This window comes from Tardiphaga sp. 839_C3_N1_4, assembly GCF_051811045.1.
In the GTDB taxonomy this organism is placed as follows: Bacteria; Pseudomonadota; Alphaproteobacteria; order Rhizobiales; family Xanthobacteraceae; genus Tardiphaga.
In genome coordinates, this window is record NZ_JBPWQD010000001.1 from 5,200,799 (window position 1) to 5,226,291 (window position 25,493).

Genomic DNA, 25,493 nt, shown 5'->3' on the forward strand with positions numbered 1-25,493 from the left:
GATAATCGATGAGCAGACTTTTGCGGACGGGCCTCAATGCCGGCGACAGCGCCCCCCTGACCGTGGTCGGCGGCGAAGGCGTCTATTTCCATCTGCAGGATGGGCGTCGCCTGATCGACGGCAGCAACACCGGCGGCGGGCTTGGCCATCGCCACCCTAAAATGGTGGAAGCCATTCGTGCAGCCGCGGATACGCCGGTGGTGAATGAGGGCTGGACCTGGATCGGCCGCGAGAAAGCTGCGGACGATCTGATCGGCACGGCCTTTGCGGGCGAAGAGGATTGGGTCGGCGGGGTACGCTTCTGCATCAGCGGCAGCGAGGCCAACGACATGGCGCTATCGTTGTGCCAAGCCCTGTCGCAGAAGACGGCATTGGCGACGCGCGAGCGCGCCTATCACGGCCTTGTCGGTCTGTCGCGCAGCATGACCGTGCAGCCGCACTGGCATGGTGGACTCGCCGTGCAGGCCGGCGGTTCGCGTCTGCCCGCCCCGATGGCGCCGGTGAAGATCCTGCCTGCACCTGACGGGGCGATCTATGGCGCGCCGCTCAGCAACCAGCCGGTCAAGGACGTGCTCGCCGATGCCGGCGCTGTTCTGGCGGATACGGCGGCGACCATCATCGACTACACGCAGGGCGGCAATTACTACGACGGCGACTATCAGGACGAAGTCGCTGATCACGCCGCGAAAGCAAATTCGATCTGGATCGCCGACGAAGTCGTCACCGGCGCCGGCCGCTCTGGTCGCTGGTTCGCGTTCCAGGGCGCCAAGAGCCGTCCGGATATCGTCACCATGGGCAAGTCGCTCGGCGGTGGTGCTGCAGCGGTGGCCGCAGTGGTGGTCTCGAAGAAGATCGTCGAGCAGCTCAAAGGATCGAGCTGGCAGAACTACGGCACGCTGCGTGGCCATCCGATCAGCATGGCCGCCATCAGTGCCTATCTCAATGTGGTGACGGAAGAGGACATTCTGGCGCGCGTGCGCGCCATGGAAGTGTTCTTCACGAAGCGCCTGCTCGAAATCGCGCGTAACCATCCGAGCGTCAGCCGCGTTGCAGGCCAGGGCCTGCACTGGACCGTCGAGTTGCACGGGCCCGACTGGCGTTCATGGACTGCCGACACCATGGAAAATCCGATCGCCTCACGGGTCGCCGCACGGGCCATGGAAGCCGGGGCCGTGATCGGCACATCAGGCGAGCAGACCTCACTGTTCCTGGCGCCGCCGCTGATCATCAGCGAGCAGGATGCCGAGCGGCTGCTCGCAGCGCTCGACCACGGACTCGAACTTGCCGATGAGGAACATATGCGTTCCGGCGGCCTCAACTGACACACGACAACAGAGACTTGAAGATGCAAGACGAACAGGACGTCCGTGCCGTCATCGCCGGCTATTTCGATGCGCTCTATCACGGCGATGTCGCTGGCTTCCGTCGGGTGTTGCACCCGCAGGTGCGGCTATCCTCGGCAACCGATGGCACGCTCGTCAATCTCGATCTCGAAACCTATATGGGCATGGTTGCCGCGCGGCCGTCATCGGCGTCGCGGGGCGACCCGCGCGAGGACGAGATCGTCAGCGTGTCAGTGGCATCGCCCACGACGGCCCATGCGCGCGTCAAGGACATGTATCTGCCGAAGCGCTTCGTCAACGAACTCTCCTTCATCAAGATCGGTGGCCGCTGGCAGATCATTGCCAAGGTCTGGCACTTCTTCGCCTGATTAATTGCTGAAATGTACCTGTCAGGAGGCTTGCCGTGAGTGACGTCTCTCCGTTCTGGCCACCCGGCGAGCCGCACATGCTGCCGTTGCCCGAGGGCGTCCTCTATGACGCGCTGGTACGGGTGGCGACCGCGCGGCCGGATCACCCGGCCACGCTGTTCTACGGCGGAGTGCTCACTTACGTAGAATTGTTACGGCAGGTCGACGCGCTCGCCGGCTATCTGCAGAACATCTGCGGCGTGAAGCGCGGTGATCGCGTCATGGTCGCGCTGCAGAATTCGCCGCAATATGTGATCTCGTATTACGCCGTCATGCGGGCCGATGCGGTCGTGGTGCCGATCAACCCGATGAACAAGACCGCCGAACTCGACTATATCGCGTCTGACAGCGGCGCGAGTGTGGCGATCATCGGCAGCGATCTCGTCGATGTTTTTGCACCGCTGCTTGGCAACGCCATCAACAGCATCATCGTCGCGCACTATCACGACTATGTGCCCGAGCCATCGCCTTACACGCTGCCAGCCTGTGTGACGCAAAACGGATCGTGCCCCACGGCGGCGGGTTGGCGCGCCTGGGACTCTGTGATTGCTCGCAACGAGACGCCGTCGCCGATGACCGCGACGCCAACCGATCTCTGCCTGTTCCCTTACACATCCGGTACGACAGGCAAGCCGAAGGCCTGCATGCATCTGCACTCGAGCGTGCTGTTCACGGCAGTGCTGCAGGCGCGCTGGTACAAACTGGGCAGCGGCGACGTGCTGACTGGCGTGCAGCCGTTCTTTCATGTGGCGGGCATGCAGGGCTCGATGAATGCAGCGATCTCGGTCGGCGCGACGCTGATGCTGATGGCGCGCTGGGATAAGGACCTGATCCCTGGTCTGTTCGAGGCCCATGGCGTGACCTTCTGGAACGCGGCGCCGACTATGATCGTCGACGTGCTCTCCAGCCCGACATTCCGCGAAGAATGTTTTGCAACGCTCAAGGTCATCACCGGCGGTGGCGCGGCGATGCCGGTGGCAGTGGCCGAGCGGCTCAAGACCCGCTTCAGCCTCGAATTCGTCGAAGGCTACGGCATGACCGAGACCATGTCGCCGACCCACATCAATCCGATGGAGGCGCCAAGGCGCCAGTGCCTCGGCATCGCCGTGCACCAGACCGACGCGCGGATCATCGATCCCGACACGCTGACCGAGCTCGGCAATGACGAGGTCGGCGAGATCGTCGTCAACGGCCCGCAGGTGCTGCAGAACTACTGGAACAAACCCGAGGCGAACGAGACCTCTTTCATCACGCTGGGCAGCAAGCGCTTTCTACGTACCGGCGATCTCGGCTATCGCGACCGCGACGGCTATTTCTTTGCTGTCGACCGGCTGAAGCGGATGATCAATGTCAGTGGCTTCAAGGTGTGGCCAGCGGAAGTCGAGTCCATCATGTATGGCCATCCCGCCATCAAGGAGTGCTGTATCATTTCGACGCCGGACAGCTATCGCGGCGAGTCGGTGAAGGCGCTGGTGGTGCTGCATGATGCGGCCAAAGCGTCGACAACGGCAGACGACATCATCGGCTGGGCGCGCGGCGCCATGGCCAATTACAAGACACCACGCTCGGTGGTGCTGGTCGACAGCCTGCCGCGCTCGGAAAGCAACAAGATCAGCTGGCGGTCGCTGCAGGAAGCGGAATGGACATGACGACAGCAACCTCGCCAGCAACCGGGCTTGGTCCCGAGGGACAGTTCTGGGCCCATCTGCGCGCCGGCAGACTGATGATCCAACGCTCGCGTACGACCGGCGAATATGTGTTCTATCCGCGCCTGATCGCGCCCCACAGCGGCGCAGACGATCTCGAATTCGTCGAAGTCAGTGGCTTCGGCACGGTCTATTCGACCACCATCATGCGCCGGCCCTCGAAGCATGGCGGCGACCACAATGCCTGCGTCGTCGAGCTCGACGAGGGCGTCCGCATGCTTAGCCGCGTCGTCGAATGCGCGCCGGATGAGGTTCATATCGGCATGCGCGTGCAGGCGGTGATCGTGCCGGTGGATTTCGGCACCTATGCCAATAGCGAACAGCCCATCGTGCTGTTTCGTCCCGTGGGAGCCACGCCATGACCGCATCCTCGTTGCGTGGCAAGAGCGCCATCGTCGGTATCGGCACCTACGGCCTTGGCCGTGCGCCCGGTCTGTCCTCGATGGATCTGATGGCGGGCGCCACTGCGCGCGCGGTCGCCGATGCGGGTCTGCAGTTGAAGGACATCGATGGCATCTGCGGTGGCACGCTGTATCACATGTTCCCGACGCTCTCGATGGGCGAGTATCTCGGCATCCGTCCGAAATGGGCGTGTTCGGACATGACCGGCGGTTCGTCCTTCCTGTCGCATCTCCTGCAGGCGACAATGGCCATCGAGGCAGGGCTCTGCACCACGGTTCTGATCGCCTATGGCTCCAACCTCAAAGGGGCCGGCACCTTCGGCATCCACGAACTGCCGACCTTCGAGAAAGTCTACGGCCTGATGTCGCCGCTGCCCGGCTACGCGATGTGCGCCGCGCGGCACATGTATGAATATGGCACCACGCGCGCGCAGATGGCGGAAGTTGCCGTGGCCGCGCGGCAATGGGCACAGCTGCATCCCGATGCGACGATGAAGGCGCCGCTGACCATCGACGAGGTGCTGGCATCGCCGCTGGTGGCCGATCCGCTCTCGCGGCTGGATTGCTGTCTGATGAGCGATGGCGGTGCGGCGGTCATCGTCACCAGTCCCGATCGTGCGAAAGCGCTGAAGCACAAGCCGGTCTATTTCCTCGGCGGCGCCGGGGCGAGCTGGAGCCGCGAGGTCTCGCAGATCCCGGATTTCTGTACGACGCCGACGGCCGAATGCGCGCCGCGCGCGTTCGAGATGGCGGGCATCACCACGGCTGATGTCGATGTGTTGCAGCTCTACGACGCCTTCACCATCAACGTCATCATGTTCCTGGAAGACATGAGATTCTGCAAGAAAGGTGAGGGCGGCGCGTTTGTCTCCGGTGGTCGGATCGCGCCGGGTGGTGCTCTGCCGGTCAATACCAATGGTGGTGGATTGTCGTTTGCGCATCCAGGCATGTACGGGCTGTTCACGCTGATCGAAGCGACGGAGCAATTGCGCGGCAATGCCGGCGCACGGCAGATCGCGGATGCCGAGATCGCGATCGCTCATGGCAATGGTTGCACCTTCTCGCATGAATTTACGGCCGTGCTTGGCGGCGCCAACACGCTGTAATGACAGATCTGTTGATGTCCTTCATCGGCTTGCGTCGCCGTCTGTTGAAACAGGTACAGGTTGCCGAAGCCCCGCGATGAATGGGTCATGTATGTATCGCGCCTCTACGGTGAAATGTTCCTAGCTTTGCTGGCAGAGGTCGCTTACCCGGCCGACGCAAACCTTCATCAGCGATCATTGCCGCCAGCCTTTGAACGGAAAGCGCATACGAGCCGAATGCGAGAGAAAAGCGCCCCTTTGCGGGCGCTCTTTTTTGGCCACTCCGAGGAACGCATTAGCAACGAGTTGTCAGGATGGGCAGGGGATGAGTTGTCAGAATGGATTCCGGTGAAAATCCATAACCATCTGATAATATTGTGAAATATTGGCTGGGGCGGGAGGGATCGAACCTCCGAATGGGGGAATCAAAATCCCCTGCCTTACCGCTTGGCTACGCCCCAACGGCCGAGGCGACAACAGGCGGGGCGGGCCCGCGGATCGCTTTGGCTCCGTCGGTCTATAGAGAGAGCTCCGCAATTTCAACCACCTGACAGCGGTGTTCCCCGCGTGCGGTGCGACTGGCTTTCGTGCAATTTGGGGGTGGAGGCTTCTGCCGGCGCGGGGGAGCCCCTGGCTCCCCAATTTTCCGGTTTTCGCGTTCGTACAATGGACGATGTGAGGTTCCTGACGCCTGTCCAGGCTCAGGCTCGCCTGACGCGCCGAAGAGTGGTCGGAACGATCGGTCTAGAGCTGGATGTGCGGAACGTGCTTGAGCGAGACCTCGTCGATGGCCTCGTCATAACCGGCATCCGCGTAGCGGATGACGCCGAGGCCCGTGTCGTTGTCGAGGCTCATGGCGAGTCGTTCTGCCGCGGCGGCCGTGCCGTCGGCGATCAGGGTGACCCCGGCGCTGGTCATATAGCCGGCATAACCTCCGCCGCCGGAGTGGACGGCGACGAGATCGGCCTGGGACGAACATAATGCCATGGCGTCGAGCAGTGGCCAGTCGGCGATGGCATCGGAGCCGTCGCGCATGTTCTCGGTCATGATGTTCGGATGCGCCATGCCGGCGGCATCGAGATGATCGCGCGAGAAGGCGACCGGTCCCCTGAGCGTGCCACTGGCGACGAGTTCATTCACACCCAGCGCCAATTCGCTGCGCTCGCCATGGCCGAGCCAGGCGATGCGTGCCGGCAAGCCTTCGAAAGGCACGTATTGGCGCGCGAGCTTGATCCAGTTGGAGACGATCTGGTTGTCGCCGAACAGGCGCAGGACGAGATCGTCGATGGCACGGATATCGTCGGGATCGCCCGACAGCGCCATCCAGCGGAACGGACCGATGGCGCGTGCAAATAGCGGGCGCAGATAGGCTTCGGTGAAGATCGGGATATCGAAGGCATTTGTGACGCCGCCTTCCTTGGCGTGAGTGCGAATGAGATTGCCGTTGTCGAACACTTCCGCGCCGCGCGCCTGGAAGGTCAGCATCGCGCGCACATGGTCGACAATCGACGCGCGGCTCTCCTTCATCAATTGTTCTGGCGCTGTCTTGCGCATGACGCGCGCTTCCTCGAGTGAGCGCGTGCGCGGCACATAACCGTAGACGAGATCGTGGGCTGCGGTCTGGTCGGTCACCACATCGGGGATGACGCCGCGCCGGGCGATTTCCGGATAGATATCGGCGGCATTGCCGACAAGACCGACCGACAACGCGCGACGCTCCGCCTTCGCGGCGGCGATCATCTCCAGCGCTGAATCAAGGTCGGGGGCGATCACTTCGAGATAGCCGATCTCCTTGCGCTTGCGCGCCCGTTCCGGATCGATGTCGACGGTGAGGATCGCGGCGCCGGCCATGCGCCCGGCGAGCGGCTGCGAGCCGCCCATGCCGCCGAGCCCGGCGGTGAGGACGAAGCGCCCGGCGAGCGTGCCGCCGAAGCGACGTTCGGCGATGCGCATGAAGATCTCGTAGGTGCCCTGAATGACGCCCTGCGAGCCGATATATTGCCACGCGCCGGCCGTGAGTCCGCCCCAGCAGATCAGACCCTTGCGCTCGAGTTCGTAGAAGATCTCGGCCTTGGCCCATTGTCCCACGATGTTGCAATTCGCCATGATGACCAGCGGCGCCCTGGCGTGGGTGCGCAGCAGGCCGACCGGCTTGCCGGACTGAATGACCAGGGTCTGGTCTTCCTCCATGGTCGTCAGCGCCTGCACGATGGCCTTGTGTGCGGGCCAGTTACGGGCCGCGCGCCCCAGCGCCGCATAGACGACGAGGTTCGACGGATCCTCACCGACCGCGAGCACGTTTTCCAGAAGGCGCAACAGACCTTCCTGCCGCCAGCCCTTGGCGCGCAGCTTTGGGCCGCCAGGAATCGGAAAATCGGGGTGCCGTGGATTCGCTGATGTCATGACGGACTCCTGTCGTGTCTCAGGCCAGTGCGTAGCGTGCGATCTCGATGCCCATGGCGCGTTCGACGGAGGGATAGACCGCCGGATCCTTGACGCTGGAGGCGAGCGGAATGATCGTCTTTGGCACATGGAACAGATGCACGTTCATGCCGACTTCGAGATGGCCGACGCTCATCGGCTCCGCATCGTCGGACAGCGTCGCGATGATGTCGGGGAAGGTCGCGAGACGATTGCCCGATGCATCGACGATGGCCATGTATTCGTTCATCACATGCAGCGTGATGGCGCGGTCGCCTTCGCCGATGATCAGCGTGCCGATGTCGAAGGCTTCTGGCGTATAGACCACATTCTTCGCCGTGATCTTGCCGCTGCCGATGATCGCGCCGCCGGTGTCCTTGCAGATCGCGTCGATCACGGCAGACGGACCTTTGGACTCGGCGGCGAGGATGGCTTCGCCGAGGCGCAGCGCGAGCGAGATGCCGCCCAGAGCGGCGTTGTCGCGCACATAGGACGCGCGAACCGGATTGCGGCAGGATGCAATGAAACCGCCGGACATGTCGCCGGCGGTACGCAGGATCGGCGAGACCTTGGCGGTGGCGCCCCGCACGGTGAGCTCGATATAGCGGTTCTCGGCGCGGTTGCCGCCGGCGGCTGTCTGGATCATCGGCTCGGGCGAGCCGGCAAGACCGATCGAGCCCATGTCGCCGGTCGGATGCGCGCGCATGTCGCCGACGGCATCGACCACCTTGGTGCCGAGCAGGGCCGATGGCAGCCACGCATTCATGGTGGACGACTTGCCATTCTGGCCGATGATGAGGCCTTTCAGCGGTTCACCCAGCGCATCCTGCAGCAGTTGCACCGCGCGGACGTAATCCTTGCCCTGCATCTCCCAGGCGGTGGTCGACGCCGGCGCGCCGATCGCGGCTGCAGTGGCCACCCAGTCGTCGTCGTCGAGTTCGTCGATCGACACGAGTTCGGGCTTGCCGACGAGAAGGGCGGCGCGGCCGAGCATGCGCCCGTGATCCGCCCAGCCGCCGCCACCGGCAGCGTAGACACCGCCGCCGCGCACGGCGGCTTCAATATCGCGTTCGGTCAGAATACGTCCCATCGGAATGTCTCCTCGGCAGATGTTCTTGTGTTCGATACGTGGTCGGTGATCGGAACGGCGGGCGTCACGCCACCGGCAGTCGCTCTGGGAGAAGCAGCGGCGGCCGCACGAATTGTCCGCTGCCGGGTTCGGCGAGAACCTTGCTGCCGTCGAAGGCGAGCTGGCCGCGCACATAGGTCGCAGCCACGGTCCACGGCAGCGTGATGCCGTTATAGGGGGACCAGCCGACCACGTTGTTGCCGCTCGCTGCAGCGTCATAGACGACGGGCTTGTCCACCAGCACGGTGATGTCGGCGTCGAGGCCGGGCGCCAGCGCGCCCTTGCGATCGTCGATGCGGAAGTGCCGCGCCGGATTGAACGACATCAGCTTCGCGGCATGGGTCAGTGGCAGCCTACGCTCGACGAGACCCTTTACCAGCAGCGGTACCATGGCCTCTAAGCCGGGGACGCCGGACGCATTGGCGAGCATGTCCGGATTGATCTTGCGATCCTCCGACCAACTGACGTGATCGGTCGAGACCAGCGAGACGCGTCCGGCTGCAAGCTCCGCCCACAGCGCCTCGACATCGGCACGCGGGCGCACCGGGGGATTGATCTTGGCCTTGCCACCGAGGCGGGAGACGTCATTCTCCTCGTCGAGCACGAGATAGTGGATGCAGCATTCCACCGTGGCGTGATGACCCTTGGAGCGATACCACGCCGCAATATCGTAACCGCGCGCGACAGAACAATGCACCACATGGGCGGGACAACCGGTCTCGGCGCCGGTCTCATAGATCTGCAGCATCGCCAGGATTTCGGCGAGCGGCGGGCGCGACATGGCATGGGCACGCCAGTCGGTGATGCCCTTGGCCTTCACCTTGGCGACGGCATCGCGGATGAATTCGTCGTCCTCGTTGTGGACGCCGGCTGCGAGGCCGGTCGGCGCAATGGCGGCGAAACAATCGGCGAGCAGCGGCGCGGGGATGCGCGGAAAGCGCTTCGGGTCAGTGCCGAAGGTGGAGAACTTGAAGGCGGCGACGCCGGCCTTGGCCTGTTCGACAATGCGCGCCGGACCCTCCTCGGGATCGATGGTGCCATAAAGCGCGAAATCGACGCGCGCCTGTTTGCTCGCATGGGCAATCTTGCGCTCGACTGCAGCAGCCGAGCAGACCAGATCACCTTCGTCATAGGGCATGTCGACGATGGTGGTCACACCGCCGGCTGCGGCGGACCGCGTAGACCAGACGAAGTCTTCCTGATTGCGCTGCGACAGCGAGTGGACCTGTGCGTCGATGGCGCCCGGCAGGATCATGCCTGACTTGAAATCCTGCCGCTCGGGCGCGGCCGGCGGCGTACCTTCGCCGACGGCACCCACGCGCCCGTCGCGGACTGCAACCCAGCCGTTCTCGATGATGCTGTCGTGACCGATCACCTTGCCGGCGAGAACCAGATCGAAATCCATGTACAACTCCACATTCGCCGCCGGCGAGCCGGCTTGTCGTGATGGCCCTGCCGGACCGTGTGTTCTAGAGTCTGTGTTCCAGCCGCGCGATCAGCCGCACGACCGGCAACAGCAAGAACAGATAGATGATCGCCGCAAGGATCAGCGGCGATGAGTTGTAAGTGAGCGAGCGCGCCAGATTGGCGGAATGCAGCAGCTCCGGCACCGAGATGACGCTGGCCAGCGTCGTGAGTTTGACGAGTTCGACGGTATTGGACAGCAGGTCCGGCAGCACGTTGCGCACGGCTTGCGGCAGCGTCACGTAAATTAATGTCTGCGTGGCGGAGAGGCCGGTGGAGCGCGCGGCTTCACGCTGTCCCTTGGGCACGCTGACCATGCCGGCGCGATAGATCTCGCCGTAGTAGCTCGCCGAATTGATCAGGAAGGCGACGGCGACCGCCACCAGAGCCGGCACGCGCAGTCCAATGAAGGGCAAGCCTGCATAGACGAAGACCAGCAGCACCAGCGGCGGAAAGGCGCGGAAGAGATCGACAGCGGCGATCGCCGGCCAGCGCAGCAGGCGATAGGGGCTGGTGGTCAGCAGCATTACGAGGATGCCGCTGACGAGGCCGATCGGGATCAGGAACGAGCACAGCAGCAGCGTCTGCAGCAGACCCTGCAGCAGGAACGGCGCGACCTTCGCCATGACGTCGAGATTGAAGAATTCCTGCGTGAACTGCTCCATCAGTGCTCACCCCACCGATAGTTGCGTTCGAGTGTACGGGAGGCGATCACAAGCGGGATGAACACCAGCACATAGAGCAGGGCGCCCATGGTGAGCGGCGTCGCATTGGCGGACATCGATAGCGCGGAATTGGCGCGGCCAAGAATCTCGTTGACGCCGATGGCGCTGCCGAGCGCGAGGTTCTTGGTGATGGAGATGGCGCGATTGGTCAGCGGCGGAATGCCAAGGCGAACGGCCTGCGGCAGGATCACGTAACGCAGGGTTTGCGCGAAAGTGAGGCCGGTGGAACGTGCGGCCAGCCATTGGCCCTTGGGTACCGAGGTGATGCCGGCCCAGAAGATTTCCTCGGCGAAGGCTGCGAGCACGGCACCGAGCGATATCCACAGCACGACCAGGCTAGGCAGCACGATGCCGATATTGGGAAATCCGAAGAACAGGACCAGGATGATCGCCAATGGCGGCAGCGAGCGGAAGATATCGACGAACACGATGATGAGAAAATTGACCGGTTTCCAACCGATTGCACGCAAGGCGGCGAGGCCGAACCCAGCACCGATACCTGTGATGACCACTGCGAGGCCGGCAAGAATGGTAACGCCGGCGCCCTGCAAAATCTCCCAGCCATACTTCATCGCGATATCCGCGTTGAAGAAGGTGAAGACGAAGCGGTCCCAGTTGCTCATCGCGTCGGCAGCGGTCATGGCCTAGTGCCTGATCTGCGCGAGAAAACGTTTGGTACGTTCTTCCTGCGGCCGCAGGAAAATGTCTTCGGCGCTGCCTTCCTCGATGACAAGGCCGCCATCGAGGAAAACGACCTTGTCGGCGGCTCCGCGGGCGAAATTCATTTCATGGCTGGCGATGACCATGGTGATGCCGCGGTCGCGCAGATCCTTCACGACGGCGAGCACGCTGCCGACAAGTTCCGGATCCAGCGCCGAAGTCGGCTCGTCCATCAGGATGATCTTGGGATTGAGCGCGAGCGAACGCGCAATGCCGATGCGTTGCTGCTGGCCGCCGGAGAGTTGCGCGGGATAGGACGCGGCCTTGTCGGGCAGGCCTACCAGCGCCAGCATCTCCGCGGCACGGGCATTGGCGTCGGCGGTGCTCATGCCGGCGACCTTGCGCAGCGCCAGCGTGATGTTCTTCTGCACGGTGAGGTGCGGATAGAGATTGAAGCTCTGGAATACCATGCCGATCTGTCGCCGCGCGGCATTGATATCGGTGCGCGGCGACAGCAGGTCGACATTGTCCATGATGATGGAGCCGCCATCCGGCTCCTCCAGACGATTGCAACAGCGCAGCAAGGTACTCTTGCCCGAGCCGGATGGGCCGATCAGAAAGACCAGCTTGCCCGGCTCGACCAAAAGATCGACGCCCTTCAGAACTTCGGTGATGCCGAAGCTCTTCCGGACGCCGCGTGCTTCGAGCAGATAGCGGGGCACAGGCGCTGCTGCTGCCGAACTCATGAACAGGTCGGCTTCTGCTCGGCCGGGTCATAGCCGGCAACGCCCGGTGCGCCATAGCCGGGATAGATGGTGGTGGTCGCCGAACCGGCCTCCGGCTCGACACCGAACCACTTCACGTAGAGTTTCTTCAGTGTGCCATCCTGCTTCATGCAGACCAGCGCGTCTTCGAGCTTGTTGCGCAATTCGGTATTGCCGTTGCGCAGCGGCATGCTCCAGACGAGGCCGGTCTTGTAGAGATAGGCGTTCTTCAGCCGCGGATTGTTCTTCACGATCCAGGCGACGACGGTGGCGGCCGAGATGTTGGCGTCGGCACGGCCGGCGAGCACAGCTTGCGCCGCGTCGGTGCTGGTGGCGAAGGATTCCGACTTCCAGCCATATTTGGTGGCGTTGTCGTTGACCCATTTCTCGTAGATCGCGCCTTTCTGCACGGCGATGGTCTTGCCGGAGAGATCTTCGAGCTTGGTGATCGGCGGTGCGGAGGCCAAGGTCATGAAGCGATAGTCGGCGTCGACGAAGCCTTCCATGAACAGCAACTGCTGCGCGCGCTCGGGCGTGACGGTGACCACAGCGGCGAGGAAGTCGTAGGTGCCGGCCTGAAGCGCCGGAAGGAGACCGGCGAATTGCGCGCCTTCCACCGTGATCGGGCGCTTGATGCGCTTCGACATCTCATCGACGACGTCGATATTGAAGCCTTCGAGGCCGCCCGACAGTTTGGGCATGGCATGCGGCGCGAAGGTCGAGTCGATCGCGGACTTGAGCGGTTCCTGAGTCTGAGCGAGTGCGGGACTGGCAAGAGCCAGAAGCCCGGCGGCAAGGATCATTGCTTTCATCGAACACCTCCATTGGTGCGGCCAGGCCAAGCCGGCAGCTGGCTCCGCGGTCCTTGTCATGAAGGCTAACGCAATTGCGCATCGGGGGGATATCCCATTTGATGGACATCCTATACGCTCTCGCTGCAGCGCGAAAAAATCGACTACAGACCCGGATGACAATGTAATGGACATTGCGACCTTGGTGATGACAGCCGTGGTGCTTCGTTGCGGCAATGTGCGCGAAGCCGCGCGCCAACTTGGACGCGCACCCAGTACGCTCTCGGCAGCGGTGAAACGGTTCGAGCGCTCCATCGCAGCGCCGTTGTTGAATCGCGTAGGTGCCGCGAGCTTTCTCACGCTTGAGGCACGGCGAATGCTGGACGAGATTGAAGCCGCAGCGGATATCGCGATGGGGATGATCGCGCCCGATAGGGCAGGCGATGCAGCACGGGCTTTCTGCGCCGAGTGTGATGTCAGTCTCACGGCCTTGCAGCGTGTCGCATTGGTTGCGGAAACCGGCAGCGTTCGTCGTGCCGCACGCATCATCCGTCTCGGTCAGCCGCAACTCGCGCGACAGATTGCACGCGTTGAAGATGAACTCGGCAGCGTGTTGTTTCATCGCTCCCGTATCGGTGTCACGCCGACGCCGGCATGCCAGTTGCTGGTCACGTCGCTGGCTGAACTTGAAAAAACCATGCAACGACTGTCAGGGCGTGCGCGTGAGCGTTTTCGTTCGACCAATGCCACTATCAGGCTCGGGGCGGTGATGCCGCTCGGTCACGAAAGCAATGTCGCGCGGCTGCTGGCCTTTCTCGTCGCCGCCTGGCAGCGGGATCGGCCGACGCAGCCGCTGTTTGTCACTAATGGTACGGCGGAGGATCTGCTGACCGGCCTGAAAGACAAACGGTGCGACGTCGCGCTGATCGACAGCGATACGATCCCCGCAGATGTCTCCTCCCGCGCGCTGGTGCGATCGAAGCTTGTGGTCGTCGGCGCGCGTGAGGTGCTGGGCGACCAGCCCGATGTCATGCGGGTGCTTCGCCTGCAACCGCTTGCGCTACCCAGCCGACGCACTGGCCTTGGGCAGGCCGCCCACAGACTGCTCGCGCAATTACTGCCTCAGGCAGAGATCGATGCGCTGACCATCACGGAAATCGACTCGATCCCGATCATCGCCAACCTGATGCTGGATTTCGGTTTCGTGTCAGTGCTCCCCGAAAGCGCGCTCGTCTCGTTCGATGCGCGCCTCGTGGCGCTGCCGGTTGATCCCGGGCTTGAACTTATCCTGTCGCTGGTCTGGGTGCAGACCGAAGGCGCGCGGCGCGGCGCCCGCTCCATTCTTGCTGCCCTGCGCAACTATGCGCCGGCAACACCAGCCGCCGCCATGATGGTCAACAGCGACTGATTTGAATCAGCGCGGCTACCCGCTGTCGCTGACTATGAATTATAATTCTTGATCTTTTCCAATTTCGTGCATTATGCTGCAGAGATGTGAGCGCGGGTGGAGGGCAATGCTCCCACCTGGCGTCAATCTGCATTGGTAGGCCGGATCAACCGGTCATCAATTATTCCGAGGGGAGACGAGCCGATGACCACCAAGGGGTTTCTGCGTCCGTTGACGCGGCGCGCGATGCTGTCCGGGACCGCCGGTGCAGCGACATTCATTGCGACGTCGCCGCTTCTTAGCCCGGCCATCGCGCAGAACGCGCCATTGAAGGTGGGGATGATGCTTCCCTACACCGGGACCTATGCAAAGCTTGGCCAATTCATCGATGACGGCTTCCGTCTTTATGTTGAGCAGAAGGGTGGCAAGCTCGGCGGGCGCGACATTGCATTCGTGCAGGTGGACGATGAATCTAAGCCCGAAGCAGCCACCGACAACATGAACCGGCTGGTCGGCCGCGAGAAGGCTGACGTCGTTGTCGGCACCGTGCATTCCGGCGTGGCCATGGCCATGGTCAAGGTCGCGCGCGACACCAAAACCCTGCTGATCATTCCGAATGCCGGCGCCAATGATGCGACTGGTCCGGCCTGCGCGCCGAACATCTTCCGCACGTCGTTCTCGAACTGGCAGAGCACCTACCCGATGGGCAAGGTGATGGCCGATGCCGGCATCAAAAACGTGGTCACGATCACATGGCGTTACACGGCCGGTGCCGAGATGATCGGCGCCTTCGCTGAAAACTTCACCAAGAACGGCGGCAAGATCGTCGCGGACCTGACGGTGCCATTTCCAGAGGTGGAATTTCAGGCACTGATCACGCAGATCGCGCAGTTGAAGCCCGATGCCGTGTTCAGCTTCTTTGCAGGCGGTGGCGCGGTGAAGTTCGTCAAGGATTATGCGGCGGCGGGCCTGAACAAGACCATCCCGCTTTATGGCGCAGGCTTTCTGACCGACGGCACCATCGAAGCGCAGGGTGAAGCCGCCAAGGGTATCAGGACGACGCTGCATTACGCGGACAATCTCGATAATCCCGCCAATCTCGCCTTCCTCAAAGCCTTCAAGGCCAAGACAGGCAAGGACGGCGATATCTACGCCGTACAGGGCTACGATGGCGCGGCGCTGCTGGATATCGGGCTGACGGCTGTCGGCGGCGACTTCACTGCGCGCGACAAGATGATCGCGGCAATGGGAGCTGCGAAGATCGACAGCCCGCGCGGGCCGCTGTCCTTCAACAAGGCGCATAACCCGATCCAGAACATCTATCTGCGCGAGGTCCGCAACGGGCGTAACGAGATGATCTCGATCGCCCAGGCCGATGTCGACGATCCCGCGCGGGGCTGTAAGATGACCTGAAGCATCGTTGCGCGGTCTGTCGATGAAGATCGAATCGTCGAAGCCTGTTGCGCGCAAGGCCGTCCGTGACGGAGGTGTTACTGCGCAGGAAGGTACGCCCTCATGCTTGATTGCGCCGGCGACTGAAGGTGGCCCGCCGTGGTTGGATTGATCTGATGGACCTCATCACACTAGGCGTTCAGTTGCTGAATGCAGTTCAGTATGGCGCAGTCCTGTTCCTGGTCGCGAGCGGCCTGACACTGGTGTTCGGCATTCTGGGGGTGATCAATCTCGCCCATGGCGCGTTCTATATGCTCGGCGCCTATCTGGCTTACTGGATCACGTTGATGACCGGCAGTTTTGTGGTCGCCCTACTTGGCGGTGTGCTGGTTGCCTTCATCGCCGGCATTCTGCTTGAGACCGTTTTCGTTCGTCTTCTCTACGGCCGGGATCATCTGGCGCAGGTGCTGCTCAGCTTCGGCCTTATCCTGGTGATCGACGAAGTCAGGCAGTTGCTGTTCGGCAAGGATGTGCACGCGGTCGCTCCACCCGCGTGGTTGTCGGGGTCGATCCAGCTGACCGACAACCTGTCCTATCCGGTTTACCGGCTGGCGATCTGTGTATTCTGCCTGATGGCGGCACTCGTCATCTTCTTCGTGATCACGCGCACCAAAATCGGCATGATCGTACGGGCGGGTTCGGAAAATCGTGAGATGGCGCGCGTGCTCGGCATCAAGTTCGACCGGGTCAATCGCTACGTCTTCGCCGCCGGCATCGCGCTGGCGGCGCTCGGCGGCATCCTGATCGCGCCGATCTCGACAGTTTTTCCCGGCATGGGGGATGGCATGCTGATCCTGTCCTTTGTCGTGGTCGTGCTCGGCGGCATCGGGTCGGTCGCTGGCGCAGCCGTCGGCGCACTGCTGATCGGCCTCACGGATACGTTCGGAAAGGTGTTCTTTCCCAGCGTCTCCAGCATTCTGATCTATGTGGTGATGGCAGTTGTGTTGCTGTGGCGGCCCAGTGGAATTCTCGGGCGCCAGGATGCTTGATATGAGCATGCCCAATCTGCGGGTCCGATTGTTCGGTATCGCCTGTCTGGCTATGGCGATTGCGCTGCCATTCTGCGTATCGACCTATTACACGCAATTCTTTGCCAAGGCGCTCATCATGGGCATGCTGGCCATGTCACTGAATCTCGTGGTCGGCCATGGCGGTCTGGTGAGCCTGTGCCATGCCGCCTTTTTCGGCCTCGCCGGATATGTACTCGCGCTGTTGTCGCCTCGTTATGATGCGGCGTCGCTGTTAACAACGCTTCCGATTGCGATCCTGTGCTCCGGCACCGCGGCCCTGCTGATTGGTGCGCTGGTGCTGCGCACCCGCGGCGTCTATTTCATCATGGTGACGCTCGCCTTCGGCGAGATGCTATTCTTCTTCTTCCACGATACCAAATTCGCGGGTGGGTCGGACGGCGTTTCCATCAACATCCGGCCCGAGATCGCCATTGCCGGCCGCCAATTGCTCGATCTCGACAAGCCCATGACCTTCTACTTTGTCGTGCTGGGTTTCCTGGTGGGCGTGATCGCTCTGCTCACGATGGTAGTCCGTTCGCCGTTTGGGCGCGCGCTGGCGGCAGCCCGGGACAATGAGCGCCGGGCGCGGTCGCTCGGCTTTCCGATCTTTCGCCTCCGTCTGACGGCATTCACTCTGTCTGGCGCGCTAGCGGGCGTTGCCGGTTATCTGGCCGCGGCCCAGTTCGGCTTCGTCGCGCCGCAGATGCTGGGATGGCACCAGTCGGCGACAATTCTGGTCATGGTGCTGATCGGTGGTCTGCGCTCGGTCACCGGGCCGCTGGTCGGTGCGCTCGTTCTGATCGGCATGGAAGAAGTGCTGAAGGCGCATCTCGACAACTGGAAGCTTGTCGAAGGTTTGATCATCATCGGCATCGTTATCCTGCTGCCCAATGGTGTCCGGCAAATCTGGTCGATGGTGTTCGGCGCGTCGCCGCAACGCGCGGCCGAGGTCAAGTCTGCAGCCGCGGAGGCTCGTCATGCATGACGTTGCGCTGCGTGCCGCTGGATTGCAGAAGCGCTTCGGAGGCCTGCTGGCTGTTTCCGATGTGTCGATCGACATCCGCGCCGGCGAGATCCATGCGGTGATCGGCCCGAACGGTGCCGGAAAATCTACACTGATCAATCTGCTGGCTGGCGAAATGCTGCCAACCTCGGGTGAGGTCCTGCTGAATGGCGTGGATATCACCTCCTTGTCGCCGGACCGCCGCGCGCGCGCCGGTCTCGGCCGCGCCTATCAGAAGACGACGTTGTTTGCGCAATTCAGCGTGCATGAGAATGTGCGTCTTGCGGCGCAGGCCCGTTCAATCGCGCCGCTCCGGATGTTTGGCGGCACGCGGTGCGACCGGCCATATCTCCAATTGGTCACCGATGCGATCGATCGGGTCGGGTTATCCGCGCGGTCGCAGATCGTTGCCGATAAACTAAGTCACGGCGAACAGCGCCAGTTGGAAATCGCGATGGTGCTGGCGACCAATCCGCAGGTCATTCTGCTCGACGAGCCGCTGGCGGGCATGGGGCCATCGGAAGCGCGGGGCATCATCGGATTGATTGCGTCGCTGAAGGCCGATCGTGCGCTGCTGGTGGTGGAGCACGACATGGATGCGGTGTTCGAACTCGCGGACCGGTTGACGGTGATGCAGGACGGCCGTGTCATTGCCACAGGTTTGCCGCAGGACGTGCGCGTGGATCCCGGCGTGCGCGCCGCATATCTCGGTGCTGATGGAGGCATCGCGTAATGGCCTTGCTCGAGGTGGAAAAGCTCGATGCGTTTTATGGCGCTAGCCAGATCCTGCACGGCATCGATCTGACCTTCGCGCCCGGTGAGCAGGTCGCGCTGATCGGCCGTAATGGCATGGGCAAGACCACACTGCTGCGTTCGCTGATGGGATTGATGCCCCTTTGCCGTGGCAGCTTGCGTTTCCACGGCCGCGATATCCGCAATGCAGCGCCCGAAACGATCGCGCGATGCGGCATGGCGCTGGTGCCGGAGGGCAGAGGAATTTTCGGTTCGCTGTCGGTCACCGAAAATCTGGTGATGGCCGCGCGACCAGGCAATCACGGGCGTCAGTCCTGGACCCTGCCAAAAATCTTCGAGCTGTTTCCGCGTCTGCACGAACGCCGCAACAATGGAGGGCATCAGTTGTCGGGGGGCGAACAGCAGATGCTGACCATTGGCCGCGCGCTGATGACCAATCCTGATATGATCATGATCGACGAGGCCACGGAAGGTTTGGCGCCGCTGGTAGCGCAGTCGATCTGGCAAACGCTGGCGATCGTTCGGAGCGAGGGCATCGCGACTATCGTCGTCGACAAGGATTTCCGGAGTCTGGCGAAAGTCGCCGACCGAATGGTGATCCTGTCGAAGGGTTGCGTGGTGTTCGACGGAACGCCGGCGGCATTAACCGCGCAGCCGGACGTGCTGGAGCGCCATCTCGGCGTTTGAGCGATCAGGCCACGACGACGGTCAACGCATCGTCGTTGGCCGCAAGAATATTGTCAGAAAGCGGCTCCGGCCATTGCACCACGAGGCGGCCGAACAGATCGTTGAGTTCTTCCCGTTCAATGGCGTCGTAAAAACAGGGCGTCGTGGCGCGCGCGATGAAGCTGTGCAGCAGGTGCGCGGCGTCGTAGTCATAGACGATGTCGCCGGGAACGCTTCCCGGTCTGCGCAGCAGGAAGGTTCGCAGGCTTGTCAGGCGTGCCTGCCCGCCGTCTGTTGCGGCAAAGGAGAGCACGGCTGCCTGATGCGCAATGCGTGGGCCGTCCTGCATCCGGTCATACATCGGCAGCGCATTGGCGCTGATGACATCGGCGAGATCGCGGAAATCGTTTGAGACGTCTTCGGAATGCAGGGTATTGCGGATCGCCATGACACCGACGGGATCGAAGCCGCGTGCTTGCAGAAGCTCGCCCAGTGTCACGACGCAGCGCTTCTGAGTCCGAAAGCCTGGGCATTGGTGTTCAACACGCGCGACACCGCGCCGACCAGTTGCGCTGCAGCCTTGTCCTTGCTGAGGCCGGCCGTATCGACAATGGCGGATGCGCGGGAATAGAGCGGTTCGCGGCTCAGCAGGATTGTGCGCAATTCCTGCATGGCGGAGCGGTCGTCGGCCATCGGGCGCAAGTCACCCTGGCGGCGGACGCGCGCCATATGCTCCTCGGGTTTGGCCTTGAGCCAGATCGTGTAGAACGACGACAATACCCGATCGAAGGTCACGGGTTCCGAGACGATGCCGCCGCCGGTCGCAAGGACGATGGGTTCCTTGCGTCCGAGCAGGCCGTTCAGCGCGGCCTGTTCCATGCGGCGAAAGCCCTCCTGTCCATAGAGCGCGATGATTTCGGCGACCGATAGTCCGTTGTGCTGCTCGATCTCCTTATTGAGTTCGACGAAGCTCCAGCCGATCTTGTCCGCCAGCAATTTTCCAAGCGTCGATTTCCCGGCGCCGCGCAGCCCGATCAGGGCGATGCCGCTGAATGACATATAATTCTGGAACTGACCGTTCCCGCGTCCGGCGAGAACGTCCTTGGCCTGGGCGATCTGGTTCGGTGTCGCGTTGCGAACGAGGTCGCGAATGACCGGCCACTCCGTTGTCGGTTCGTCCGCCGGAATCAGATCTTCGAGATGGGCGCCCATGGCGCCGGATACCCGGCGCAGCAGCACGATAGACACGTTGCCCTTGCCGCTTTCCAGTTGCGCGATGTAGCGCTCCGAAATCCCCGACACTTTCGCCAGTACCTTTCGCGACATGCCGCGCAGGCCGCGCATGGTGCGGACACGCTGACCGAGCTGTTCAAGAAAGGCGGTTTCGGGATCGGCCTGGTCGGTCATGTGGCGTGCGTGCTCGCAGAGGATTTCAGGAAAGATAATTCCGGATGCGATTGACAGCAACCGGAGTTGGTGACTTTATATGAATTATAATTCAAAAAAGACGATAGGGAGAGCACCGTGAGCAACGGTTGTGGAATCGCCCAAGGTGCAAACGCATCATGAGTGGGTCGTCCAGTTCTTACAATGCGGTGACCTGGCTTCTCGACCGCAACATCGATGAGGGCCGCGGTAGCAAGCTTGCCTTTACCGACACGGTATCCGAACTAACCTACGGTGACTTGCAGGCAAAAAGCTGCCAACTGGCCAATTTGCTGAAGCGGCTCGGCGTCCGGCGCGAAGAACGTGTCGCGATGATCATGCTCGACACTGTCGACTTTCCGGTGGTGTTCCTCGGCGCGATCCGTGCCGGCATCGTCCCGGTGCCGCTCAACACTCTGCTGACCTCGGAGCAATACGCCTATGTGCTGGCCGATTGCCGGGCGCGCGTGCTGTTCATTTCCGCGGCGCTGTTGCCTGTGGTCGACGACATGCTTGGTCGATTACCGGATCTTGAGCATGTGATTGTGGTCGGCGGCGTTGCCAATGGCCGCAAGAGTCTGGCCGACGAAATCAGGGACGAGAGCACAAGCTTCACGACGGTCGCGACCCATGCGGACGAGCCGGCCTTCTGGTTGTATTCATCCGGGTCCACCGGCATGCCGAAAGGCGTTCGCCATCTGCACGCCAGTCTGGAAGCAACGGCGACGACCTATGGCAAGCAGGTTCTCGGCATCCGCGAGGATGATGTCGGACTGTCTGCGGCCAAACTGTACTTCGCTTACGGCCTCGGCAACGCCATGACATTTCCCATGTCGGTCGGCGCCACGACGGTGCTCAATTCGGAGCGCCCGACGCCGGCCACCATATTCGGCCTGATGCGCCGATATCAGCCGAGCATCTTTTTCGGGGTGCCAACATTGTTCGCGGCGATGCTGAACGATGAGGGGTTCAAAACGGAAGCTCGCCTCCCGCGCCTGCGCATTTGCACCTCGGCCGGCGAAGCGCTTCCGGAGCCGGTGGGCAACGGCTGGAAGAGCCGCTTCGGCGTAGATATTCTCGATGGCGTCGGCTCAACCGAACTGCTGCATATCTTTCTGTCGAATGCTCCCGGCGATATCAAATACGGCACGTCCGGAAGGCCGGTGCCAGGCTATCGTGTGCGGCTCGTCGATGACGCGGGCCTCGATATTGCCGATGGAGAACTCGGCGAGTTACTCGTCGATGCGCCGTCCGCCGGTGAGGGATACTGGAATCAACGCAGCAAGAGTCGTCGCACCTTCGAAGGTCATTGGACGCGCACCGGCGACAAATATGTCCGCGATGTCGACGGGCGCTATACGTTCTGCGGACGCGCCGATGACATGTTCAAGGTGTCCGGCATCTGGGTCTCCCCGTTCGAGGTGGAGAGCGCGCTGATCGCGCATCCCGCCGTATCCGAAGCCGCGGTCGTGCCGGAGGCCGACGCCGAGGGGCTGTTGAAGCCGAAGGCCTTCGTGGTGCTGAAACCGAATGCCGTGCTTGAGGGCCTGCGCGAATCCTTGAAGGATCACGTCAAGCGACGGATCGGTCCGTGGAAATATCCACGCTGGATCGAGGTTGTCGATTCCCTTCCCAAAACAGCCACCGGAAAAATCCAGCGCTACAAATTGCGCGATGGAGCGGCGGTCTGAAACCGAGAGATGGATGACAAGATGAGCGCATTGCAATCCGCGGGACGGCTGACCATCGGTGCGTCCGAACTCGAATACCGCATAATCGGTCCGCAACCGGATGTGGCGCCGACCATCGTGCTGCTGCATGAAGGGCTGGGCTCGGTCGCGCTGTGGGGCGACTTCCCGGACAAGCTTCAGGCAGCGACCGGGGCCGGCGTCTTCGTCTATTCGCGCGCCAGCTATGGCGCGTCGACCCCGGTCGCGCTGCCGCGGCCGCTGGACTACATGCATGTCGAAGCACTTGAGGTGCTCCCGCAGTTGCTCAATGCCATCGGCTTTCGCCGCGGCTTGCTGGTCGGTCATTCCGATGGTGGATCCATCGCGACGATCTATGCCGGCGGCATCCAGGATCACCGTATCCGCGGCGTCTCGATGATCGCGCCGCATTTCGTCGTCGAGGATATTTCTGTAGCGTCCATCGCCGACATCAAGAGGGCGTACGAACAGGACGACCTGAAAGCCAAGCTCGCGCGCTGGCATGATGACGTCGACAACGCGTTTTATGGCTGGAACGGCGCATGGCTCGACCCGCAGTTCCGCGACTGGGATATTTCCGACTATCTCGCTTATGTGCGCGTGCCCGTGCAGATTTTGCAGGGAGCCGACGATCAGTACGGCACCATGAAGCAGATCGAGATCGCCGAGGTCGAATGCTATTGCCCGGTGGATGTCGAGATCATTCCAGGCGCTGCGCATTCGCCCCATCGCGAAGCCCCCGAGACAACCTTGCGGGCCGTGGCGGATTTCGCCAATCGCTTGCTGCATTTTCACGGCGAGGGCGAATTACGCGCTGCGTAAGCGGGGATGGTCGTGACTGTCACTCCTTCTCTCGCGATGCCGCGCTGGCCCTATCGGCTCGGCAAGCAGACGAAGGCTGATCACGACACGCTGGCGCAGGCCAAGGCACTGGTCCCGATGCGCTATGCAGGCTTCGTCCCGGCCAGTGATCCGGCGTTGCGCTATGGGCTCGCGCTCAACGACGCCGGCTTCTTCTGGGAGGCTCACGAAATTCTCGAGGCTGTCTGGAAGGTCGCGCCGCAAAGAGGGCGTGATCGGATTCTGCTTCGCGCCTGTATTCAGGTTGCCAATGCCAATCTGAAACTCAGTCTGCAGCGGCCGCGCGCGGCACATCGATTGCTGCAGGACGCACTGTCCGAACTCGATGAACTCGCCATGCGCCCGCCGGCGGGTATTGCGGGAAGCTTTTCCGAGCACTTTCCGGTCGCGATGCTGGCGTCTGCGCTCGCGCATCAACTGGCGATCGACGAGGCCGAGCGGGGTCCGGTTCAGATCACCGGAACATGAAAGAAAATGCATAATTCTATCGGATTTCCCTAGACGCCCTCAATATCATGAATTATTATGCATATAACTAAGGCGCACGACGCATAAATCAAGACTGTCAAAGGGTGGAGCATGGCCGCAGAGCAACGCGTTCTCTCGAACGGCGCCAAATTTATCGACTTCCAAACCGATCCGTCGCGCTACCGCCACTGGAAGCTCAGTGTCGATAACGACGTGGCAACGCTCACCATGGATGTCGATGAGAATGGCGGTCTGTTCGAGGGCTATCAGCTCAAACTGAATTCCTACGATCTTGGCGTCGATATCGAACTGGCGGATGCCGTGCAGCGGCTTCGCTTCGAATATCCCGAGGTCAAAGTCGTGCTGCTGCGCTCCGGCAAGAACCGCGTGTTCTGCGCTGGCGCCAATATCCGCATGCTGGCCGGCGCTACCCATGCTCACAAGGTCAACTTTTGCAAATTCACCAACGAGACTCGCAACGGCTTTGAAGACTCGAGCGAAAATTCCGGCCAGCGCTTCATTTCGGTGATCAATGGTACTGCTGCGGGTGGTGGCTATGAACTGGCGCTGGCAACCGATCACATCATCATGGCGGACGATGGTTCGGCGGCGGTCGCGCTGCCGGAAGTGCCGTTGCTGGCGGTGCTGCCGGGCACTGGCGGTCTGACGCGCGTGGTCGACAAGCGCAAGGTGCGCCGCGATCACGCAGACTATTTCTGCACCATTGAGGAAGGCATCAAAGGCAAGCGCGCAGTGGCGTGGCGGCTGATCGATGACATCGTTGCCAACAGCAAGCTGGAAGCGAAAGTCGCCGAGCGGGCCAAGGAGTTTCTGGCGACGTCAAAGCGCAATGGCACGGGCGAGGGCCTCAAGCTGCCGCCGCTGAACCGCAGCTTCGATGACAGCGGTATTCGTTACGGCATGGTCAATGTCGATATCAATCGCGCAGAGCGAATTGCGACCATCTCGATTAAAGCGCCTGACGCTGCGGCGCCGTCGGATATCGACGGGATGATGGCGCAGGGTGCTGCCTTCTGGCCGCTGCAGGTGGCGCGCGAGCTGGACGACGCCATCCTGCATCTGCGGATCAATGAACTTGAGACCGCCATGCTGGTGTTCAAGTCGCATGGCGACGGGGCCAATGTGCTGGCTCATGACGCCTTTCTCGAAACCCACAAGGCGCATTGGCTGGTCAATGAGATCCGGCAATACTGGAAGCGGGTGCTGAAGCGCATCGATGTGACCTCGCGCACGCTGGTGACGCTGGTCGAGCCGGGTTCGTGCTTTGTCGGCACCTTGGCCGAGCTCGTCTTCGCTGCGGACCGCTCCTACATGCTCGTCGGCCAGAAGCAGGGTGACAACCGCGCACCGCCGGCCATCGTATTGAGCGCGATGAATTTCGGGCCTTACCCGATGAGCCACGGGCTGACGCGGCTACAGTCGCGCTTCCAGGCCGATCCGGAGGATGTAACCCGCGCGAAAGCGCGGATCGGCGAGCCGCTCGATGCGGAAGCCGCCGAGCAGCTCGGGCTCGTCACCTTCGCGCTCGATGACATCGACTGGGATGACGAGGTGCGTGTGTTCTTCGAGGAACGCTGCAGCTTCTCACCCGACAGCCTCACGGGCATGGAAGCCAATCTGCGCTTTGTCGGACCGGAGACGATGGAATCGAAAATCTTCTCGCGGCTGACCGCCTGGCAGAACTGGATCTTCCAGCGGCCCAATGCGGTCGGCGAGAACGGCGCGCTTGGACGTTACGGCACCGGCCAGAAGGCGCAGTTCGACATGACGCGCGTGTAAGCCTCCGCAACTGGAACAGCGCGGCCATGTGTCACTCTTTGGATAAATGCAAGTCGGTAGCTT

Annotated in this window: 24 protein-coding genes and 1 tRNA gene; 15 read left to right on the top strand and 10 right to left on the bottom strand. The window is 62.2% G+C overall.

The window, feature by feature from the left end; translation table 11 throughout:
* Window positions 1–8: 8 nt before the first annotated feature.
* Genes AB8A38_RS24835 through AB8A38_RS24855 form a run of 5 tightly spaced genes read left to right on the top strand, consistent with a single transcriptional unit; the run spans window position 9 to window position 4,963 of the window.
* Window positions 9–1,322, top strand: a complete 1,314-nt coding sequence (locus tag AB8A38_RS24835; protein WP_439087781.1) for an aminotransferase class III-fold pyridoxal phosphate-dependent enzyme — start codon at window positions 9–11, stop codon at window positions 1,320–1,322.
* Window positions 1,323–1,345: 23 nt separating this feature from the next.
* Window positions 1,346–1,711, top strand: a complete 366-nt coding sequence (locus AB8A38_RS24840) for a nuclear transport factor 2 family protein (RefSeq protein ID WP_439087782.1) — start codon at window positions 1,346–1,348, stop codon at window positions 1,709–1,711.
* A 35-nt stretch (window positions 1,712–1,746) separates the two neighbouring features.
* Window positions 1,747–3,399, top strand: coding sequence for a long-chain-fatty-acid--CoA ligase (locus AB8A38_RS24845; RefSeq protein ID WP_439087783.1), 1,653 nt, complete (start codon window positions 1,747–1,749; stop codon window positions 3,397–3,399).
* On the top strand, window positions 3,396–3,818 hold the full coding sequence (locus tag AB8A38_RS24850; protein ID WP_439087784.1) for a Zn-ribbon domain-containing OB-fold protein: 423 nt from the start codon (window positions 3,396–3,398) through the stop codon (window positions 3,816–3,818). The genes AB8A38_RS24845 and AB8A38_RS24850 overlap by 4 nt, the downstream gene beginning before the upstream one ends.
* On the top strand, window positions 3,815–4,963 hold the full coding sequence (locus AB8A38_RS24855; RefSeq protein WP_439087785.1) for an acetyl-CoA acetyltransferase: 1,149 nt from the start codon (window positions 3,815–3,817) through the stop codon (window positions 4,961–4,963). Before AB8A38_RS24850 ends, AB8A38_RS24855 begins: the two co-directional genes overlap by 4 nt.
* Before the next feature lie 365 nt (window positions 4,964–5,328).
* Here AB8A38_RS24855 and AB8A38_RS24860 read toward each other — a convergent pair.
* From AB8A38_RS24860 to AB8A38_RS24895, 8 genes are all read right to left on the bottom strand, one after another.
* Window positions 5,329–5,403, bottom strand: a tRNA-Gln gene (locus AB8A38_RS24860).
* Window positions 5,404–5,686: 283 nt separating this feature from the next.
* Window positions 5,687–7,345 carry a urocanate hydratase gene (locus AB8A38_RS24865; RefSeq protein WP_439087786.1) on the bottom strand — a complete coding sequence of 553 codons (1,659 nt, stop codon included), beginning with the start codon at window positions 7,343–7,345 and terminating at the stop codon, window positions 5,687–5,689.
* 19 nt (window positions 7,346–7,364) lie between these two features.
* A complete protein-coding gene (locus tag AB8A38_RS24870) occupies window positions 7,365–8,453 on the bottom strand; it encodes a DUF917 domain-containing protein (RefSeq protein WP_439087787.1) in 1,089 nt (362 codons plus the stop codon).
* A gap of 64 nt (window positions 8,454–8,517) precedes the next feature.
* A complete protein-coding gene (locus AB8A38_RS24875; protein ID WP_439087788.1) occupies window positions 8,518–9,897 on the bottom strand; it encodes a dihydroorotase in 1,380 nt (459 codons plus the stop codon).
* Window positions 9,898–9,961: 64 nt separating this feature from the next.
* A complete protein-coding gene (locus AB8A38_RS24880; protein ID WP_439087789.1) occupies window positions 9,962–10,621 on the bottom strand; it encodes an amino acid ABC transporter permease in 660 nt (219 codons plus the stop codon).
* A complete protein-coding gene (locus AB8A38_RS24885; protein WP_439087790.1) occupies window positions 10,621–11,322 on the bottom strand; it encodes an amino acid ABC transporter permease in 702 nt (233 codons plus the stop codon). The genes AB8A38_RS24880 and AB8A38_RS24885 overlap by 1 nt, the downstream gene beginning before the upstream one ends.
* A gap of 3 nt (window positions 11,323–11,325) precedes the next feature.
* Window positions 11,326–12,087, bottom strand: coding sequence for an amino acid ABC transporter ATP-binding protein (locus tag AB8A38_RS24890; RefSeq protein WP_439087791.1), 762 nt, complete (start codon window positions 12,085–12,087; stop codon window positions 11,326–11,328).
* Window positions 12,084–12,917 carry a transporter substrate-binding domain-containing protein gene (locus AB8A38_RS24895; RefSeq protein WP_439087792.1) on the bottom strand — a complete coding sequence of 278 codons (834 nt, stop codon included), beginning with the start codon at window positions 12,915–12,917 and terminating at the stop codon, window positions 12,084–12,086. Before AB8A38_RS24895 ends, AB8A38_RS24890 begins: the two co-directional genes overlap by 4 nt.
* A gap of 166 nt (window positions 12,918–13,083) precedes the next feature.
* Here AB8A38_RS24895 and AB8A38_RS24900 point away from each other — a divergent pair, with 166 nt between their 5' ends.
* The 6 genes from AB8A38_RS24900 to AB8A38_RS24925 all read left to right on the top strand — a co-directional run bounded on the left by AB8A38_RS24900 (window position 13,084) and on the right by AB8A38_RS24925 (window position 19,188).
* Complete coding sequence (locus tag AB8A38_RS24900) at window positions 13,084–14,304, top strand: LysR family transcriptional regulator (protein ID WP_439087793.1); 1,221 nt, start codon at window positions 13,084–13,086, stop codon at window positions 14,302–14,304.
* Window positions 14,305–14,487: 183 nt separating this feature from the next.
* Window positions 14,488–15,696: an ABC transporter substrate-binding protein gene (locus tag AB8A38_RS24905; protein ID WP_439087794.1), complete on the top strand. Its 1,209-nt coding sequence runs from the start codon at window positions 14,488–14,490 to the stop codon at window positions 15,694–15,696.
* Window positions 15,697–15,851: 155 nt separating this feature from the next.
* The gene (locus AB8A38_RS24910) at window positions 15,852–16,724 is read left to right on the top strand and encodes a branched-chain amino acid ABC transporter permease (RefSeq protein WP_439087795.1); all 873 of its coding nucleotides are present in this window, start codon (window positions 15,852–15,854) and stop codon (window positions 16,722–16,724) included.
* 1 nt (window position 16,725) lies between these two features.
* On the top strand, window positions 16,726–17,730 hold the full coding sequence (locus AB8A38_RS24915) for a branched-chain amino acid ABC transporter permease (protein WP_439087796.1): 1,005 nt from the start codon (window positions 16,726–16,728) through the stop codon (window positions 17,728–17,730).
* Window positions 17,723–18,481, top strand: coding sequence for an ABC transporter ATP-binding protein (locus AB8A38_RS24920; RefSeq protein ID WP_439087797.1), 759 nt, complete (start codon window positions 17,723–17,725; stop codon window positions 18,479–18,481). The genes AB8A38_RS24915 and AB8A38_RS24920 overlap by 8 nt, the downstream gene beginning before the upstream one ends.
* Window positions 18,481–19,188, top strand: a complete 708-nt coding sequence (locus AB8A38_RS24925; protein ID WP_439087798.1) for an ABC transporter ATP-binding protein — start codon at window positions 18,481–18,483, stop codon at window positions 19,186–19,188. The genes AB8A38_RS24920 and AB8A38_RS24925 overlap by 1 nt, the downstream gene beginning before the upstream one ends.
* 4 nt (window positions 19,189–19,192) lie before the next feature.
* Here AB8A38_RS24925 and AB8A38_RS24930 read toward each other — a convergent pair whose 3' ends face one another.
* Both AB8A38_RS24930 and AB8A38_RS24935 read right to left on the bottom strand, forming a co-directional pair.
* Window positions 19,193–19,666, bottom strand: coding sequence for a hypothetical protein (locus AB8A38_RS24930; protein ID WP_315843682.1), 474 nt, complete (start codon window positions 19,664–19,666; stop codon window positions 19,193–19,195).
* Complete coding sequence (locus AB8A38_RS24935; protein WP_093756981.1) at window positions 19,663–20,574, bottom strand: helix-turn-helix transcriptional regulator; 912 nt, start codon at window positions 20,572–20,574, stop codon at window positions 19,663–19,665. Before AB8A38_RS24935 ends, AB8A38_RS24930 begins: the two co-directional genes overlap by 4 nt.
* A gap of 158 nt (window positions 20,575–20,732) precedes the next feature.
* Here AB8A38_RS24935 and AB8A38_RS24940 point away from each other — a divergent pair, with 158 nt between their 5' ends.
* The 4 genes from AB8A38_RS24940 to boxC all read left to right on the top strand — a co-directional run bounded on the left by AB8A38_RS24940 (window position 20,733) and on the right by boxC (window position 25,430).
* Window positions 20,733–22,283 (top strand): benzoate-CoA ligase family protein, encoded by a 1,551-nt coding sequence (locus tag AB8A38_RS24940; RefSeq protein ID WP_439087799.1) that lies wholly within the window; start codon window positions 20,733–20,735, stop codon window positions 22,281–22,283.
* 21 nt (window positions 22,284–22,304) lie between these two features.
* Window positions 22,305–23,123: an alpha/beta fold hydrolase gene (locus AB8A38_RS24945; protein WP_439087800.1), complete on the top strand. Its 819-nt coding sequence runs from the start codon at window positions 22,305–22,307 to the stop codon at window positions 23,121–23,123.
* A 12-nt stretch (window positions 23,124–23,135) separates the two neighbouring features.
* Window positions 23,136–23,630 (top strand): DUF309 domain-containing protein, encoded by a 495-nt coding sequence (locus AB8A38_RS24950; protein ID WP_315843679.1) that lies wholly within the window; start codon window positions 23,136–23,138, stop codon window positions 23,628–23,630.
* Between the two features lie 111 nt (window positions 23,631–23,741).
* Complete coding sequence (boxC, locus tag AB8A38_RS24955) at window positions 23,742–25,430, top strand: 2,3-epoxybenzoyl-CoA dihydrolase (protein WP_439087801.1); 1,689 nt, start codon at window positions 23,742–23,744, stop codon at window positions 25,428–25,430.
* Window positions 25,431–25,493: the final 63 nt, after the last annotated feature.